This window comes from Streptomyces sp. 1114.5 (genome assembly GCF_003635085.1).
Lineage (GTDB): Bacteria > Actinomycetota > Actinomycetes > Streptomycetales > Streptomycetaceae > Kitasatospora.
In genome coordinates this window covers 4,344,736-4,360,595 of the sequence record NZ_RBXE01000001.1, presented here as the reverse complement: position 1 = coordinate 4,360,595, position 15,860 = coordinate 4,344,736, and the positions used below count along the sequence as shown (strand labels likewise).

Below are 15,860 nucleotides of genomic sequence, written 5' to 3'. Positions count from 1 at the left end.
GAGCTGCCCCTACCGGCGCATCAGGCCGGGCAGTTGCGCCTGCACCCCGCGCCGGCCGCTGGTTCCGCCGTCCGGCGAGGGCGCGCCGTACCGGACGTCGACGCCGCGCTCCTGGGCGGCGCGCACGATGCCGGGGATGGCGCGTTCGGCGAGCGCGGAGATGGTCAGCGCGGGGTTGACGGTGAGTGCCCCGGGGACGGCGGAGCCGTCGGTGACGAAGATGCCCGGGTGGTTGCGGAGTTCCTGCCGGTCGTCCAGCGCCGAGGTCTGCGGGTCGTCGCCGATCCGGCAGGAGGCCAGCGGGTGCACGGTGTACGCGCCCACCAGGTCGTTGGTCCAGGGCATGACGCGGGCCAGCCCGTCACGCTCCAGGATGTCCTTCACCACGGCGTCCGACTCGGCCCAGCCGCGCAGGGTGTTGGCCGTCGGCCGGTAGCTGATCGTGCCGCGCCCGAGCATCTGCTGGGAGATGCGCGCCGCGTTGCCGGTGGGCGGCGGCGGGCCGAAGACGCCCTCGTTGTCGTCCTCGACCATGGTGAAGACGGTCAGCCAGGACTGCCACTGCCGGACGAGTTCCTTCTTCTCCACGCCGAACCAGCTGGGGCCGGTGGCGTCGGGCACCTGCGCCAGGATGGTGCCGAACCCCGGGGGGAAGTAGAGCTGTTCCAGCGAGAACCGGGAGTGCTCCGGCAGCGAGCCGTCGAGGTTGTCCCAACTCGCCACGACCGGGCCCTTGCCGATCTGGTTGGCCCGGAACGCCCGGCCGTCGCCACGCTTGAGCCCCAGCAGGTCCCGGGCCCGGTCCTCGTTCACCACGGCCGTGTTGAGGCGCTCGCCGTTGCCGGAGAAGTAGCGGCCGACGGCGTGCGGCATGGTGCCCAGAGTCGCCTCGGAGCGCTGGAGGATCACCGGGGTGGCGCCGGCGCCGGCGGCGAGCACGACGATCTTCGCGTCGATGGTGCCGCTGCCCACGTGCACCCGGTAGTCGGTGTCGTCGATGACGTTGTAGTGCACCCGGTAGCCGCCGCCGTCCGTGCGGGAGAGGTGCTGCACCTCGTGCAGCGGCCGGATCTCGGCGCCGTGCGCGAGGGCCGCGGGCAGGTAGTTCAGCAGCAGCGAGCGCTTGGCGTCGAACCGGCAACCGGACATCATCCAGTTGCAGTTGGTGCACTTCGCCCGGTCGATGGCGGCCGGGACGGGGTTGGCGGTGCGTCCGGCGTGCTCGCAGGCGGCGGCGAACAGGCCGCCCGCGTAGGTGACGTCGTTCCAGTCCTGCTGGGTGATGGGCAGCGCCTCGACCACCCGGTCGTACCACGGGTCGAGGACGTCCCGGTCGATGGCCGCCGGCCACATCCGCCGGCCGATGCTGCCCCGGCGGTCGAAGACGAACCGCGGCGCGCGCGGCATGGCGGCGAAGTACACCACGCTGCCGCCGCCGACGCAGTTCCCGCCCAGCAGGCTCATGCCGTCGCCGACCACGAAGTCGAAGATCCGGGTGTACGAGGAGCCGAGCAGGAAGTCGTGCTCGAAGTCGTTGGCCTCCAGCCACGGGCCGCGCTCCAGCACGGTGACCCGCGCGCCGCCGGCCGCCAGGTGGTAGGCCGCGATCGCGCCGCCGAAGCCACTGCCCACGATCAGGACGTCGGTGCTCTCGGTGTTCGTCATTCGGGGCTCCCTGAGGAGGTGGTGCCCGGGTGGGGATCGGCCAGCTGCTTGCCGTACGAGTACTCGGGGAACCGCCACAGGCCGTCGTCGCCCGGCTGCATGAACCCCATCATGGTCAGGCCCGGGTGGCCTGCCGCGAGCGCGTCCGTGGTGTGCAGGTGCGCGGCGGTGTCGAAGGCCATGTTGGCGAACAGCGCCAGCAGCACCCAGAGTTCGCGCTCCTGGTGGCCGGTCCCGGTCAGGGACTGCACCAGGCTGGTGCGGTCCGCGAACGGCAGGGCGACGAACGGCGGCACCGAGTCGTCGAGGCGCAGGCCGTGCTCGGCGGCGTACGCGCCGGCGTGGGCGTTCAGCGCCTGCTGGTAGTCGTCCAGGGCGTTCGACAGGCCGGTCGCGGGTGTCTCCAGCAGCTCGATGGCGCCTGCCTGCACGGCGCCGCCTCCGGTCGAGGCGCCGGCCACGGCCCGGTCGTCGGGGGAGCGTTTCTCACCCGGAACGATCGTGTCCGCGAACGCTTCCAGCGTCATGGTCCGGTATTCGTTTCCATCGGGGGTAGGTGAGCCCATCGGCGTCTCCTAGCTACTCGTCGAAAATCGGGTCCGGCAGATCGGCCGACCACGATTCGCATGCACGACTTTGGCATCGTCCGCGTAATGCGCCCTCCTCTGCATCTCCTGTGTTGCTGAGCGCCTTGGAGGGCCGTTCAAACGCGAATCCCCGGGTATCTCTTCACCGGGCATGCCAACGGCACGTGCCACCAGACCATTGCGGGTGACATGCTCCTGCTGCTACGGTCGTCACTTGCTATGGCGGCGACACATTTCAGCTTCGCCTTTCCGAAGGGTGGGTACCTCCCTTCGCTCGCCCTGGCACTTCTGACCACCGGCCTGGACGTACGGCCGCGACCTTCGTTTCCGATCGTTTCCGATCATCGCAAGGTGGAATTTCTGTTCATCCGCAGGTGCAACAGAGAAGCTGGAGTCAGTCATGACAACTGCCATCGAGCAAGCCGTGACCCGGGCCATCGAGACCATGCACGACAACATCGGCGAACTGTTGACGATCGACGATATGGCGCAGGCCGCCATGTACAGCAAATTCCACTTCTCCCGGGAATTCCAGCGGATGACCGGGGTGTCCCCGCGGCGGTTTCTCTCCGCCATCCGCCTGGAAACCGCCAAACGCCTCCTGGTCGAAACCTCGTTCACGGTGACCGAGATCAGCCACCGGGTCGGATACAACAGCGTCGGGACTTTCAGCTCGCGCTTCGCCAGCAGCGTCGGCATCCCTCCCACCGTCTTCCGTCAGCTCGGGGGTTACACCACCCGGATCGAAGTGGACCTCCGCGGCCTGGTCCGCAGCACCGAACTCTCCACCTTCCGGGGCGAGATCCGGCCCCCGGCCGGCGGCGCCCTCGGCCGGGTCTTCGTCGGCCTGTTCCCGACCCGGGTGCCGGAGGGCAAACCCGCCGCCTGTACCGTCCTCCCCCGCCCCGGGGTCTTCTTACTCGACCAGGTGCCGGCCGGCACCTGGTACCTGCTGGCCCACTCCGTCCCGGCCGCCTTCGACGAGGTGCTGACGGGTGACCACGCGGTCTCGGTCGGATCGGTCGGACCGATCGAGGTACGGCCGACCGTGCCGCTGCTGCCGATCGAACTGCGGCTGCGCCCCGCCCGCGTCCTCGACCCGCCCGTCCTGCTGGCCCTGCTCGACGCGCGGACGATCGCGCTCAGCGAGCGGACCGCGGTCACCGACAGCGCGTGACCCGGCGACGGCCCAGAGCCCCCGCGACGTCCACCGCGGGGGCTCTGCTCGTGGGGAGGGTCCTTCGGACCGGCCGTCAGCGGGAGTGCACGGTCATCGGCAGGCCACCGCGCACCCGCAGCGACAGCATCGGCTCGGCCACCACCCGGTACCCGGGCACCTTGGCCAGCCGGAGGTCCCGGGCGACCATGGCGATGGTGAACGTGGCCTCCAGCAGCCCGAGGTGGTTGCCGACGCAGAAGCGCGGCCCCGCCCCGAACGGGATGTAGGCGTAGCGCGGCCGGTCCGTGGCCCGGTCCGGATCGAAGCGCTCCGGGTCGAACTGCTCGGGGGCGTCCCAGAACCGGGGGTGCCGGTGCAGGGTGTACGGGCAGATCAGGACGTCGGCGCCGGCCGGCACGTGGTACCCGCCCACCTCGTCCTCGGCCTGGGCCTGCCGCGGCAGGATCCACACCGGCGGGTAGAGCCGGATGACCTCTTCCACCACCCGCGCCGTGTAGCGCAGCCGGTGCAGGTCCTCGAACTCGGGCATCCGGTCGCCCAGCACCTCGACCGCCTCGGCGTGCAGCCGCTCCGCCACCTCGGGGTGACGGTCGGCCAGGTAGAAGGTCCAGCCGAGGGTGCTCGCCGTGGTCTCGTGGCCGGCCAGCAGCAGCGTGACCAGTTCGTCGCGCATCCGCTGCCGGCCGACCCGCTGGTCGGGCTCCTGCCGGGTGGCGACGATCAGCCGGGACAGCGCGTCGTCGCCCTCGATCCGCTCGCCGTCGCGGGAGATCCGCTCCGCCACCAGCCGGTCGACCACGCCCTGCAGGGACTGCCGGGCCTGCCGGAACCGGAGCTGCTTGGCGAGCGGCACCCAGCCGGGCACCATGCCCATGGTGACCATGTCGAACATCGCCTGGTCCTGGACGGCCTCGAAGTCGTGCCCGACGGCCTCGAAGGCGCTGAGGTCGACGTCGAGCAGCGTGCGGCCGAGCACGCCGAGGGTGAGCGCCGTCATCTCGCCGACCACGTCGACCGGTCCGCCGCCCTCGTGCGCCCGCAGCCGCCCGACCAGCTTGGCCGCCTCCTCGGCGACGACGCCCGCCTGCTGGGAGATCCGCTTGTGCTGGAAGACCGGCTGGATCTCCCGGCGCTGCTTGCGCCAGAGCTCGCCCTCGCTGGTCAACAGGCCGTTGCCGAGCGCCCGTCGGGCCTGGGCCAGGCCGATGCCCTTGTGGTAGTTGGCGGCGTTGTCCGCCAGCACGTGCTTGGCGTGGTCGGGGTGGTTGAAGAAGTAGAGCGTCTTGGGGCCCATGGAGATCCGGACCGCGTCGCCGTACTCCGCCGCGGCGGAGCGCATCAGTTCCAGGCGGTCCCCCACCAGCCGGCGCAGCAGCACCGGGGCGGCCCGGCGCGGCGGGCCCGGCGGCACCCGGCGGTTCGCGGCCACGGCTAGCACCCCCCGACGGCGGTGAAGCGCTCGGCGATGGCCTGGCGCCACACCTCGTAGGCGGGCAGCGCGCCGGCCGGCGCGAACCCGGTCGGCCGCACCTCGTGGGTGACGGCGGCCGCCTCGGCGGGCGGCATGCCGCAGAAGACCCTGGTGGCCAGCTCGGTGTGCGGGATCAGCAGTCCGGAGCGGATCCTGGCCTCGGCCGCGAACGCGCTGCCCTGCGCGACCATCGAGCGGTGCGCGCCGGCCCGGTCCCGGAAGGCGCACAGCTCCGACTCGTCCACACCGCCGGCGTAGGTGGCCGCCAGGCCGGCCCCGCCGTAGAGGTCGGACCGCCGGGACTCCGGGAACTTCTCGATCATGGTGGCGATCAGGTCGACGTCGGTGCCGCCGACGAACCACAGCGCCCGGCCGATGCCCTGGTCGATCGCGCGGCCGGTGTACGACGGGGTGTCATGGGCCGGCCAGGGGAAGGCCTGGTCCCGGTACTGCTCGTGGACGTACTTGGCGGTGCGGAAGTACGCCTGGTGGAAGCCGTACCCGTCGAGCACCAGCCAGCGCAGCAGCGGGTCCATCGCGTCGATGTCGGGCCAGCAGAACCTCGGCAGCCGGGCCATCGCCCAGCCGACGCCGACGTACACCATGTAGTTGTGCTCGGCGCCCCCGCCGTTGAGGAAGCGGGCCACCGAGCCGCCGCGGCGGTTCAGCCTCAGCCCGTCCAGCATGGCGAAGCCCATGCCGGCGCCCTCGTAGGCGAAGCCGCGGAACTGGACCGGGATCCGGTCCAGCGGGATCTCCGCGTCCGCCGGGTACCGGGCCTCCACGGCGTGGGCGTAGCCCTCCAGGAACCGTGCGCCGACCGTCTCCAGGAGGTGCTGGGCTTCGGGGTTCTTCCGGTGGAAACCACGGGTTTCCAGGAGCGTTTCGGTCGTGCTCGGGGTGAGCACACGACGTCGGAGCGACCGCCATCCGCTGGCCACGCGATTCTCCTCTCGGGTTTGCGCGGGACGGCCGATCCGTCCCGCGGAGGTCTTCGGACCGGTCCGGCCCGGAACTCCTCCGGTCGCGGTCATTTCTCGGCCGCGGTCACTTCTCCGGCCGCGGCCGCTTCACCGGTGGCGCCGGGCGCGGTGCGGCGTTCTGGACCGGTTTCCCCACCGGGGCCGCCTGGGCCCCTTGGGCCACCGGGCGCGGTGCGGGCCGGAGCAGGTCCCCGGTGTCGCGGAAGTGCGCCCGCACGTTCGCCCGCCACAGCTCGTACGGCGGCAGCCCACCGGAGCCGGCGCCGGCCGGGCCGGCGGCTTCCGGCGCGCACTCGTCCGCCAGCTTCGCGGCCGCCTCGACCGACAGGCCGGTCAGCGCCGTCGAGGCCGCCTCGGTGTGCCCGGGCACGAAACCGGCGTAGGCGCGCGCCTTGGAGGCGAACACCGACCCCTGGGCGAGCTCCGCCCGGTACGGGCCGGCCTCCTCGCAGAGCACGCCCAGGCCCTCGGACGGGCTGCCGCCCGCGAAGGTCGAGGCCAGCCCCACGCCGCCCCACAGGTCGGCCTGCCGGTCCGCGGCGAACCGGCGCACCGCGGCGGCGACCTGCCGCGGCGCGCCGCCGTGGATGAACCACAGCGCCCGGCCGATGCCCTGGTCGACCGCCCGCTGGAAGTACTCGGGGGCGCCCTGCCACGGGTACGGCTTCGGCCGGCGCTGCTCGTCCACCCAGCGGCGGGTGTGGAAGTAGGCGAGGTCGAAGCCGTACCCGTCGACCGCCAGCCAGCTCATCGTCGGGTGGTACGGCGTGCCGGTCAGGTCCGGCAGCACTTTGGTCCACAGCGGGCGCGGCAGCCGCGCCATGGCGAAGCCGATGCCGATGTACGCCAGGAAGATGTGCGGTTGCCCGGACCCGGTCAGCAGGTCCCGGGTGCGCCGGCCCCGGCCCATCGCGTCCAGGACGGTGAAGGCCATCGTGGCGCCCTCGTAGGCGAATCCGCGCTGTTCGGGGTCGACCAGGGCCAGCCGGCGCTCGACCTCCCACTGGCTCCGCGCGTCGATGCCCCACTCGAAGCCGCAGACCACCGCCCGGGGCACCGCCTCCAGCCGCTCGGTGGTCTCCGTCGGCTCCGCCGGGAATCCGCGCCCGGCGAAGGTCACCGATGCCAGTGACGGTGTCAGTACCAGCCTGCGCAGCGATCCGAAGGTCGTCGGCACGATCACTCCCCTGCCTCAAGTCCCGGATGACGGTCCCTCCATGGTCGTGAGGCGCCGTCACGGCCCGCATCTCCGCGGTTGCCGTCCTGGGACCTGTCCCCGGGCCTGCCCGGGCCGGGCCTGGGCCGTCTTCAAAAACCTCCGCCCGTCGGGCATCTTCGGACGTGCTGCGCCCGCGGTCTCGCGGACCGCCGCCCGCAGGACCGGCACCAGAATGGGACCGGCCCGTACGGCCCGGGGCCCGGCGGCGTCGGTCCGTCTCCCGGCAGGGCCGTCCGACCCGTCCAACCGAAGGAGAGCTCAGATGACTACGCATCGGCCGCACGTCGAGGCAGCGCCCGGGTCGCTCTGGGAGCGGGCGCCCGACCATCTCGCCTACCGCGGCTCCCGGGAGAACATCACCGGCCTGCTGGAGGACCGGCCCGACGTGGCCGGCGTGCCCGTTCCGGCCTGTCCGGGGTGGACGGTCCGGGACGTGGTCGGCCACCTGGTGGAGGTCTGCCGGACGGTGGCCGCCGACGCGCCCGGCAACCTGTGGGAGGTCCCGCACGCCGAGCCCGCCGCCGACTCCGCCGACGGCGTCGGTGACGGCCCCGGTGGCGGCCTCGGCGGCCTGCTCGCCGAGTGGTCGCAGCTGGACGTCCGGGTGGAGCACGTGGTCACCACGGCACCGCAGTTGCGGCACACGATGCTGATGATGGACGCGTTCACCCATGAGCTCGACCTGCGCGGCGCGCTCGGGGTGCCGGTGGTCAGGGACCACGCGTCCTACCCCTCCTCGCTTGACCTGGTCGTCCGGGGCTTCGCCAACGCGGTGCGCACGCACGGACTTCCCGCTCTGCGCATCGAGGCGCCGGGCGCCGCCTGGACGGCCGGCGACGGCGAGCCGGCCGCCGTCCTGCGCGGTCACCGCCACGACCTGCTCCGCTCGCTCACCGGCCGGCGCTCGCTCGCCCAGATCGCCGAACTGGCCTGGAGCGCCGCCCCGGAGCCGTGGCTGCCCGCCTTCACCTGGGGGCCGTTCCACCCGCCGACGGTGCCGGTCGAGGCCACCGTCGAGGGGTAGCCGGCGCGGGAAACGGCTCCGTGGCGCTGCCCGAACGGGGCAGCGCCACGGAGCCGTTGCGGTGTCAGGCGCCGGATGTCAGGCGCCGGATGTCAGGCGCCCGGCGTCACGCGCCGGGTGTCGGGGCCCCGGCCGGCCGCGGGGTGCCGAGCGGGGCGGCGCCCGCGCCACCGGCCTGCTGCTGCGCGCCCGTCCCACCCGGGGTGTACGCGCCGCCCGCCTCCCGGGACCGCTTGATCCAGTGCGCGACCCACCAGCCCAGCCCGCGCAGGCCGCAGACGATGGTGGTGGCGAAGAACAGGGTGTAGACCACGTTGAACACCATCAGCACCGCGTAGACCGTGGCGACCGCCGAGCCGAACATGAACTGGGGCCAGGCCTTCATCGGGGTCGTGCCCGGGTCGCTGATCATGTAGTTGGTGAACAGCACGAAGGCGACACCGGTCATCGCGCCGAGGGCGGAGAACAGCGCGACGTCCCAGATCCAGTGCCGGACGAAGGCCTGGATGGCGAAGGCGCCGAGCCAGCCGACGATCAGCGGGGTCCGCTTGGTGAGCAGGGCGTTGATCACCGTCCCCGCGGTGGCGATGATCAGCGGGATCATGATCCGGAAGAAGGTGTTCGCGTTCTCCGTGAACTGGTACGGCGGCGCGATGCTGAACCAGGAGCCGAAGCACACCAGCGACATCGTGATCCCGAAGTTGGACGGGTTCATGAAGTGCCGCATCCGGCCGGCGACCGGCGCCTGCAGGGCGTGCTTGCCGCCGACGCCGATGACCACGCCGAAGATCACCGGCAGCAGCTGGTTGTTCCCGTAGGTCAGCATGTTGACCGCGAGCGCCGTGATGTGCGCCGGCAGCAGGAACTCGTAGAGCCCGCGCATGCCGTTGCCGAGGAAGCGCGGCCCGCGCCGCTGCGCCCAGGCGCTGATCAGCTCGAAGCAGATCTCACAGGCGTAGGCGGTGAACACCGCGATGAACGCCCAGAGCCAGGGCTGCTCGAAGCCGAGCAGGGTGTACCCGAAGGTGTTGAACACGCTGATGGAGATCGCGAAGTTCCGCAGGGCGAGGTAGCGCGGGTCCTTCAGCTTCGCGGGGGCGGCCGGCGCGGGCGCCGCGGGGGCGGCGCCGGGCCTGGATTGCGCGGTCACGCTCATCGGTTGGGGACCTCCTGGACGTCGCTGGTCAGCATGAGGGAGTGGGTGCCGGGGGTGAACTCCTTGGTCGTCTCGTGCGGTTCGCCCTTCGCGTCGCGCCAGGTCAGGTGGACGCTGACCGGACCGTGGTAGGAGCCGAGACCGAAGCGCACGTCGAAGCTGCGGTAGCCGCCGTGGCCGCCGCCGCCGTCGAGCTGGGAGACCTGGGTGCCCTCGGGGGTGGTGATGCTCACCTTGGCGTCGTAGGCCGGCGCCCCGGTGTTCACCAGGCCCTGGCCCGCCGTGTCCTCGCCGGTCGGCCGGTAGAGCCGCAGGTTGAGGTAGTCGCCCAGGTCCTTCGAGGTGTTGCAGTAGAAGGCCGGCGGGCCCCACTGGCGGGCCACCGCGAAGTCCAGCGCGCCGGTGCCCGTGGTGTCGCCGGTGGCGATGCCGCGGGTCGGCGTCGGCACCGCGATGCCCAGCTGGGAGCTGATGTTGGCGTACTTCCCGCCGGGGGTCTTGGCGTAGAAGGCGATCGCCTCGTCGCCGGCGATGTCGTCACCCGGCTGGACGTTGGGCCACATCGCGGGGTTGGACAGCAGGTCGTCGTTGGTCATGGCCATCTCCTGCAGCCACGGCCAGCGGTCGATCTTCCCCTTCACGAAGCCGGTGGCCTGCAGGACGTTCAGGTCGCCGTTGTTGAGGAAGTCGCCCATCTTGGCGTCCCAGCCCCACCCGGTCCAGGCCATGCCGTACTCCTCGGCCTCCTGGGTGAACGGTGCGACGCCCTGCTCCATCTTGCTGCGCATGTCGGCCTCGTCCTTGGCCCGGTTGATCCAGACGAAGTTGCTCTCCTCCAGGCCCCAGGCGACGGTGATGTTGCTGACCACCATGTCGAACTTGCCGTCGTGGCCGAGGTCGCCGAAGTCGACGCCCATGCCCTTGAACGAGCCGTTGCCGAGCACGAAGGACTTGGGGGTGGTCGGGGTGCGCTCGCCCTTGGCCTCGGTGAACCTGATCTTCCCGGGCGTGGACTGGTTGTAGAGCAGGTGCCCGTGGCCGAAGTCGTTGGCGATGTACAGGTCGGGCAGGGTGTCACCGGTCAGGTCGGCGCCGGAGATCGCCAGCGTCCACCCGGTCGACGCGTCCCACGGGATGGCGCCCTTCTCCTCCACGTAGGAGGCCGTGGGTGCCGGGCCCGTGGTGGCCTGCTGCCAGCGCAGCACGTGGTCACCGCCGGCGTTCTTGGCGCTGGACAGCGAGTTGTTCATCACCACGTTGTTCAGGCCGTGCGGGTCGAGCACGTCGGAGTCGGGGAAGTAGTTGCCGATCACGATCGACGGGTGTCCGCTGCCGTCGAGGTCGCCGACGTAGGCGGCGTCGGTGTTCCAGCGCGGCCCGTGGTACTTGCCGTCCAGCGACTCCGAGGGCACCAGCTCGCGCGCCGCGTAGGCGCTCGGGGACGGTTCGGCGGCGTCCGACCTGGCCATGAACAGGATCGGCGTGCGGCCCCAGTACGTCACCAGGAGGTCCATCCGGCCGTCGCCGTTGAAGTCGCCGGGCGTGCAGCCGGTGGGCGCCATGGTGGAGTCCATCGGCAGCGGCGAGCCGTCCAGGACGAAGGGCGTGAACCGGTCGGCCGGCCGGGCGGTCGGCGTGTACGTCACGATGACGCTGTCGGTCCTGGTGTCGACGATGCACATGCTGTCGGCCACACCGTGCCCGGTGAGGTCGTTGATCGCGATGCTGGCGCCGACCGAGGAGATCCACGAACGGATCTTCTGGTAGGCCGGGTTGACGTCCCGGACCGTCCTCATCGGCTTCTGGTCGTAGCCCGGCGGCATCGCGATGGGCATCTCCTTGAAGCCGTACTGCTTCGCCGCCTCCTCCGCCCCGGCCACCGCGACCGAGCTCCGTACGGCGAAGAACAGCGAGGCGGCGACCAGCACCACCACCAGGCCTGGTATCAGTCTGCGGAATCGTTCACGGAATGCCACCGCGTTCCCCTCTCGACAGATCGCATACGACCCTGTAATCGCATTCGAGTTCCATGGCGCGGCCGGCTCCGACGGACAGGAAAGTCCCGGGCCCTGGAATCCGCGCTCTCGAATTGCGTCGGTGAATCCCACTTCACGCGCAGGTCTACCCCACGAGCATGGCCGCCGGGCACCCGAAACGGCTTCTCTCACATTGCTCAGCGGCCCACCGCGGATTTTGCCAAGAGTTTTCCCGTGCAAATGCACGGTCAATGTGGGGGGTTGGATATGCGGAAACGCCCCCCGCAGGTGCTGCGGAGGGCGTTTCGAAGGGAGTTCACAGGGGAGTCGCCTGCCGTGCTCAGTACAGGGCGCAGGCCCCCGGCGGGACGTCGTGGCGCAGCCGCCCGGCGGGGTCCACCCGACGGCGGACGGCGTCCACCCGCTCGACCTCGGCGGCGGACAGGTGCCGCTGCGGCTGCTCCAGGCGCTCGACCAGGGTCGGCGCCGTCCGCCCGGTGTCCCAGGGCGCCAGCGCGGCCCGGGCCTTGGCGCAGTGCGCCCGGACCGCCGCCGAGGCGGCCGGGTCCAGCGCCAGCCCGCCGGCCGTGAAGGCGAAGGCGGCGTCCAGGTGGCTCAGCGCTCCGCCGTCCGGATCGGGCACCGCGAGCGCCCCGCCGAGCTGCCGCAGTTCGGCGTTGACCAGCGGCGAACCCGAGCCCTCGCCGAGCACCCTCAGGAAGGCCTCGGCGCCCTCCTCCCCCAGGTCGGAGAGCAGCAGGTGGTCCCCCAGGACGGGCACCGGATCGGTCGGGTCCATGTGCGTGCGGACCACGGCGGGCGGGGTGGTGGTGCACCAGGTGTCCAGCACCGGGTCGGCGACCGCGCGCAGCGGGCCGAGCAGGTCGGCGGCCTGGCCTTCGGCGTCCGTCAGGTCCTCCTCGGCCGGGGCGAGCACCACGCCGGCCGCGCAGACCACCGGTCCTGCGGTCAGCGCCGACGGGATCTCGGGCACCTTCGGCAGGTTCATCACCCGGAACACCGTGGTGACGGCCTCGGGTGCGCCGCGGCTCCAGCGCAGCCAGCGGGACAGCAGCTCGGGGCCGTGCGCGGCGGGCCAGAAGGCCGCGCCGGTGACCACCCGGGCGGCCGGGAAGAGACCGAGCTCGATCGCGGTGACGATGCCGAGGCCGCCCCCGCCGCCGCGCAGCGCCCAGAACAGCTCGGGGTCCTCGCTCGCCGAGACCCGGCGGAACTCGCCGTCCGGGGTGACGAGTTCGACGACCCGGACGCTGTTGACGGCGAGCCCGGCCCGCCGGCCGTAGAAGCTGATCCCGCCGCGCAGCAGGTAGCCGACCACGCCGACGGTCGGCGAGGAGCCGTGCGGGGCGGCCAGTCCGAACTTCGCCGCCGCCTCGACCACCTCGCCCCAGCGGGTGCCGGCCGGGATGCGGGCGGTGCGGGCCACCGGGTCGACCTCGACCGGGCCCGCGGGTTCGGTGCGGATCAACAGGCTGCGGTCCATCGGGCGGGCCGAGGAGGAGGCGTGCCCGGTGGTGTGCACCCGGACCCACTGCCCCAGGCGTTCCGCGTGGCGCAGTGCCGCCCGGACCTGCTCGACGGTACGGACCGTCACCGCCGCCGCGGGCCGGACCGGCGCCGCCAGGTTGAACACGGCGCTCGCGGCGGCGAAGGCGGGCTCCCCGGGCAGTGCGACGGCCTGCTCGCTCTCGGTCATGGCTCGAACTCCCGCTCTGGCTAGGCGACTTGGTGATACTCGGGTTACCTGGGGGTACGCGGTCTACTTGACGCCGAAGCGGGCTCGGGCCAGCTCCCGGGTGGTCACCGCGGACAGGAAGACGCCGATCCCGGCGTGGCTGTGCAGCGTGGACAGGTCGCGCCAGACCCGCTCGATCCGCTCGCCCTGCCGCACCGAGCTCGACCCGGCCGTCGGGAACAACTGCCCCTCCACGGCGTGCCAGCAGAGCCGGATCACCTCGCGGCAGATGGTGGCGATCCGCAGGTCCTCCTCCCGGGTGAAGGCGCCGGGCCCCTGCGCGCACAGGTCCTGCCACTGCTTGACCGCGTGCAGCACGGCCGCCTCGGCGGTGGCGATCATGCCGGCCGCCTCGCCGTACCAGAACTGGTAGTCCGGGTCCTCGGCCCGGGTGACCACGGGCGGGAACAGCGTGGTGCGGCTCTGCATCAGCTCGCCGTAGGCGTCCAGCGCGCCCTGGGCCATGCCGACCGCGAGCGAGGCCACCTCCAGCACCATGAAGCTGAGCGAGCCGCCGCCGTACTCCGGGTTGCCGTGCAGCCGGTAGCCGGGCGTGCCCCCTTCCACGACCACCTCGCTCATGTGCGTCCCGGGCAGGGTGAGGTGGTCCGGGACGTGGCCGCCCTCGATCACGATGCTGTGCGAACCGCTGCCCTTGAGGCCGAGTTGGCCGCCCCAGTCGTCCAGCCGGCGGAACTGGCTGCGCGGGGCGACGAACAGCATCGGCGCGGGCGGCTCGCCCTCCGCGCCGGGCATCGGGACGTGGCCCATGAAGTGCGTCGCGTACGGCGAGCCCGAGCAGTAGTTCCAGGTGCCGTCGACCCGCCAGCCGCCGTCCTCGGCCCGCTCGGCGGAGCCGTTCGGCACGATGGTGGCGGGGCAGATGAAGTCGCCGCCGGCGAACAGCTCGGCCTGCGCCTGCTCGCCGAACAGCGAGGCCGCCGGGAGGGCGTGGGTGGCGCCGAGGCAGTACATCCAGCCCGTCGACGGGCAGCCCCGGGCGAGGATGGTCGCCACCCGCAGGAAGGTGTCGACGCCGAGCTCGTACCCGCCGTACCGCTTGGGGACGAGGATCCGGTAGAAGCCGGCCGCCGCGAACTCCCGGTGGGTGTCCTCGGCGTAGTAGGTGCGCTGTTCGGTCTCGGCCTGCCGGGGGACCAGGAGCGGGGCGATGGCCTCGGCCCTGGCGATCAGCTCGCTCGGCGTCGGCGCGGACTCGGGCGGCAGCGGCGAGCCGGACCCTGCGACATTCGTGGCGACCGTCATGGCGGCACAGCTCCTCTGCGGTTCGACCGGGCGTTGGGGAGTGTCCCGGCCAGCCTCGCGCGCGGGCGGGCCGCCGCGCACCTCCCCGATTGCCAGCACGATCGAAGAACCGCCCTGGCAGGGCAGTTGCTACGGTTCCGGGGCGAAATTCCGGCTGGATCCAGCGAAAGGAATTCCCGATGAGTCCCGATGCGAAGCCTTCCTCCGACGGCCCGGTGATCAGGCGGCCGCTCTCCTTCAACCAGGAGTTCCTCTGCGGCTTCGACCGCGGTGACGAGGAGGGGCCGTTCGGCCCGCGGTTCCACATCGTGCACGGCTGGCGCCTGCGCGGGAAGGTCGACGTCGAAACGCTGCAACTGGCGCTGGACGACGTGGTGGTGCGGCACGAGGCGCTGCGCACCGCCATCGTCCGCGGCGAGGGCGAGCGCCACCAGGAGATCCATCCGGCCGCGCCGGTGCGGCTGGAGCTGCGGGAGCTGGCCGGAGCGGACTCCGCGGCGCGCGACCGGGCGGTGGAGGAGCTGATCACCGAGGTCGAGTCGGGCACCATCAGCGCCCGCCGACTCCCGCTGATCCAGGGCACCTTGCTCCGCTTCGACGAGGAGGACGCGGTCCTCGCCCTGGTCGTGCACCACACCGCGGCCGACGGCTGGTCGGTCCGGCTGATCATCCGCGATCTCGCCGTCCGCTACGCCGAGCGCCGCGGGCACCGTCAGCCCGAACTGCCGACCGCCCTGCCCTACCGTGAATTCGCGGCCTGGCAACGGGAGTTCGCGGCCGATCCGGCGCTGGAGGGGGCTCGGGCGTTCTGGCGCAAGCAGCTGGCCGGCGCCCGGATCCTCTCGGTGCCCACCGACCGGCCGAAGTCCACCGGCCTGCCGGAGTCCACCGCCGTCCACCGCTTCACCGTCGACGCCGAACTGACCGCCCGGGCCGTGGAGATCGCCCAGGCGCTGCGCAGCACGCCCTTCATGGTGCTGCTCGGCGCGTTCGCGGTGATGGTCGCGCGCGACACCGGGAACCCCGACGTGGTGGTGCCGACCTTCTCGCCGGGGCGCGGCGAGGACCGGTTCCACCACACCGTCGGGCCGTTCTTCAACTTCCTGCCGCTGCGCACCGATCTGTCCGGCGCCCGGGACTTCGCCGAGGTGGTGACCAGGATCCGCACCACCAGCCTGGAGGCCTACGCCCATGACATCCCGTTCGGACAGATCCTCGCCCAGGCACCGGAGTTGATGCTGCCGACGCTGGAGGACGGGCGGGCGGCCTGCGTCTTCCAGGTGTTCCCGTTCCCGTTCCTGCTGGACGCGGAGCTGATCGGGGACCTGGAGTACACCGAAGTGCGGCGCCGGCTCACCTCGCAGCCGGTGGGCTCGGACGTGCCCAACGGCGCGCTGTGGACGCTCAACCTCGACCCGGCCGGCGACGTGGTCGCGGGCATCCAGTACAACAGCAACCTCTACGACGAGCGCTCGGTGGCGGAGCAGGTGGACCGCTTCCGCGCGGTGCTGCGGGAGCTGGTCGGCGCGCCGGACGCGCCGCTGGAGCTCCGCCCCGAGCGTTCGTGACGACGCCGG

12 protein-coding genes are annotated in these 15,860 nt (G+C 72.1%); 3 read left to right on the top strand and 9 right to left on the bottom strand.

Annotated elements, in window-relative coordinates:
* Positions 1-9: 9 nt before the first annotated feature.
* Positions 10-1,665 (bottom strand): FAD-dependent oxidoreductase, encoded by a 1,656-nt coding sequence (locus BX285_RS19410; protein ID WP_097239135.1) that lies wholly within the window; start codon positions 1,663-1,665, stop codon positions 10-12.
* Entirely contained in the window at positions 1,662-2,231 is a 570-nt protein-coding gene (locus BX285_RS19405; protein ID WP_097239134.1) for a DUF5987 family protein, read from the bottom strand. The genes BX285_RS19410 and BX285_RS19405 overlap by 4 nt, the downstream gene beginning before the upstream one ends.
* Positions 2,232-2,652: 421 nt before the next feature.
* On the opposite strand from BX285_RS19405, the gene BX285_RS19400 reads away from it, so the two are divergent.
* On the top strand, positions 2,653-3,429 hold the full coding sequence (locus tag BX285_RS19400; RefSeq protein ID WP_257032909.1) for a helix-turn-helix transcriptional regulator: 777 nt from the start codon (positions 2,653-2,655) through the stop codon (positions 3,427-3,429).
* Positions 3,430-3,505: 76 nt separating this feature from the next.
* Here the strand turns inward: BX285_RS19400 and BX285_RS19395 are convergent, their stop codons facing one another.
* The 3 genes from BX285_RS19395 to BX285_RS19385 form a co-directional block, all read right to left on the bottom strand.
* Positions 3,506-4,771 (bottom strand): cytochrome P450, encoded by a 1,266-nt coding sequence (locus BX285_RS19395; protein WP_373560576.1) that lies wholly within the window; start codon positions 4,769-4,771, stop codon positions 3,506-3,508.
* Between the two features lie 92 nt (positions 4,772-4,863).
* Positions 4,864-5,844, bottom strand: coding sequence for a DUF1702 family protein (locus BX285_RS19390; RefSeq protein ID WP_257032908.1), 981 nt, complete (start codon positions 5,842-5,844; stop codon positions 4,864-4,866).
* 106 nt (positions 5,845-5,950) lie between these two features.
* A complete protein-coding gene (locus BX285_RS19385; RefSeq protein WP_121177678.1) occupies positions 5,951-7,063 on the bottom strand; it encodes a DUF1702 family protein in 1,113 nt (370 codons plus the stop codon).
* A 304-nt stretch (positions 7,064-7,367) separates the two neighbouring features.
* On the opposite strand from BX285_RS19385, the gene BX285_RS19380 reads away from it, so the two are divergent.
* Positions 7,368-8,129, top strand: coding sequence for a maleylpyruvate isomerase family mycothiol-dependent enzyme (locus BX285_RS19380; RefSeq protein ID WP_183107111.1), 762 nt, complete (start codon positions 7,368-7,370; stop codon positions 8,127-8,129).
* Positions 8,130-8,235: 106 nt separating this feature from the next.
* Here the strand turns inward: BX285_RS19380 and BX285_RS19375 are convergent, their stop codons facing one another.
* The 4 genes from BX285_RS19375 to BX285_RS19360 form a co-directional block, all read right to left on the bottom strand.
* Positions 8,236-9,285, bottom strand: coding sequence for an enediyne biosynthesis protein (locus BX285_RS19375; RefSeq protein WP_259470587.1), 1,050 nt, complete (start codon positions 9,283-9,285; stop codon positions 8,236-8,238).
* Entirely contained in the window at positions 9,282-11,216 is a 1,935-nt protein-coding gene (locus tag BX285_RS19370) for a CRTAC1 family protein (RefSeq protein ID WP_097240426.1), read from the bottom strand. Before BX285_RS19370 ends, BX285_RS19375 begins: the two co-directional genes overlap by 4 nt.
* A gap of 385 nt (positions 11,217-11,601) precedes the next feature.
* Positions 11,602-12,978, bottom strand: coding sequence for an FAD-binding oxidoreductase (locus tag BX285_RS19365; RefSeq protein ID WP_121175947.1), 1,377 nt, complete (start codon positions 12,976-12,978; stop codon positions 11,602-11,604).
* 63 nt (positions 12,979-13,041) lie between these two features.
* The gene (locus tag BX285_RS19360; protein ID WP_121175945.1) at positions 13,042-14,283 is read right to left on the bottom strand and encodes an acyl-CoA dehydrogenase family protein; all 1,242 of its coding nucleotides are present in this window, start codon (positions 14,281-14,283) and stop codon (positions 13,042-13,044) included.
* Positions 14,284-14,462: 179 nt separating this feature from the next.
* Here BX285_RS19360 and BX285_RS19355 point away from each other — a divergent pair, with 179 nt between their 5' ends.
* Complete coding sequence (locus BX285_RS19355; RefSeq protein WP_220783920.1) at positions 14,463-15,851, top strand: condensation domain-containing protein; 1,389 nt, start codon at positions 14,463-14,465, stop codon at positions 15,849-15,851.
* Positions 15,852-15,860: the final 9 nt, after the last annotated feature.

Bases quoted from the DNA above. Each gene is read 5' to 3' on its own strand.
- BX285_RS19410 (WP_097239135.1), bottom strand. From the start codon at position 1,665: ATGACGAACACCGAGAGCACCGACGTCCTGATCGTGGGCAGTGGCTTC.
- BX285_RS19405 (WP_097239134.1), bottom strand. From the start codon at position 2,231: ATGGGCTCACCTACCCCCGATGGAAACGAATACCGGACCATGACGCTG.
- BX285_RS19400 (WP_257032909.1), top strand. From the start codon at position 2,653: ATGACAACTGCCATCGAGCAAGCCGTGACCCGGGCCATCGAGACCATG.
- BX285_RS19395 (WP_373560576.1), bottom strand. From the start codon at position 4,771: ATGCGCTCCGCCGCGGCGGAGTACGGCGACGCGGTCCGGATCTCCATG.
- BX285_RS19380 (WP_183107111.1), top strand. From the start codon at position 7,368: ATGACTACGCATCGGCCGCACGTCGAGGCAGCGCCCGGGTCGCTCTGG.
- BX285_RS19375 (WP_259470587.1), bottom strand. From the start codon at position 9,285: ATGAGCGTGACCGCGCAATCCAGGCCCGGCGCCGCCCCCGCGGCGCCC.
- BX285_RS19365 (WP_121175947.1), bottom strand. From the start codon at position 12,978: ATGACCGAGAGCGAGCAGGCCGTCGCACTGCCCGGGGAGCCCGCCTTC.
- BX285_RS19360 (WP_121175945.1), bottom strand. From the start codon at position 14,283: ATGACGGTCGCCACGAATGTCGCAGGGTCCGGCTCGCCGCTGCCGCCC.
- BX285_RS19355 (WP_220783920.1), top strand. From the start codon at position 14,463: ATGAGTCCCGATGCGAAGCCTTCCTCCGACGGCCCGGTGATCAGGCGG.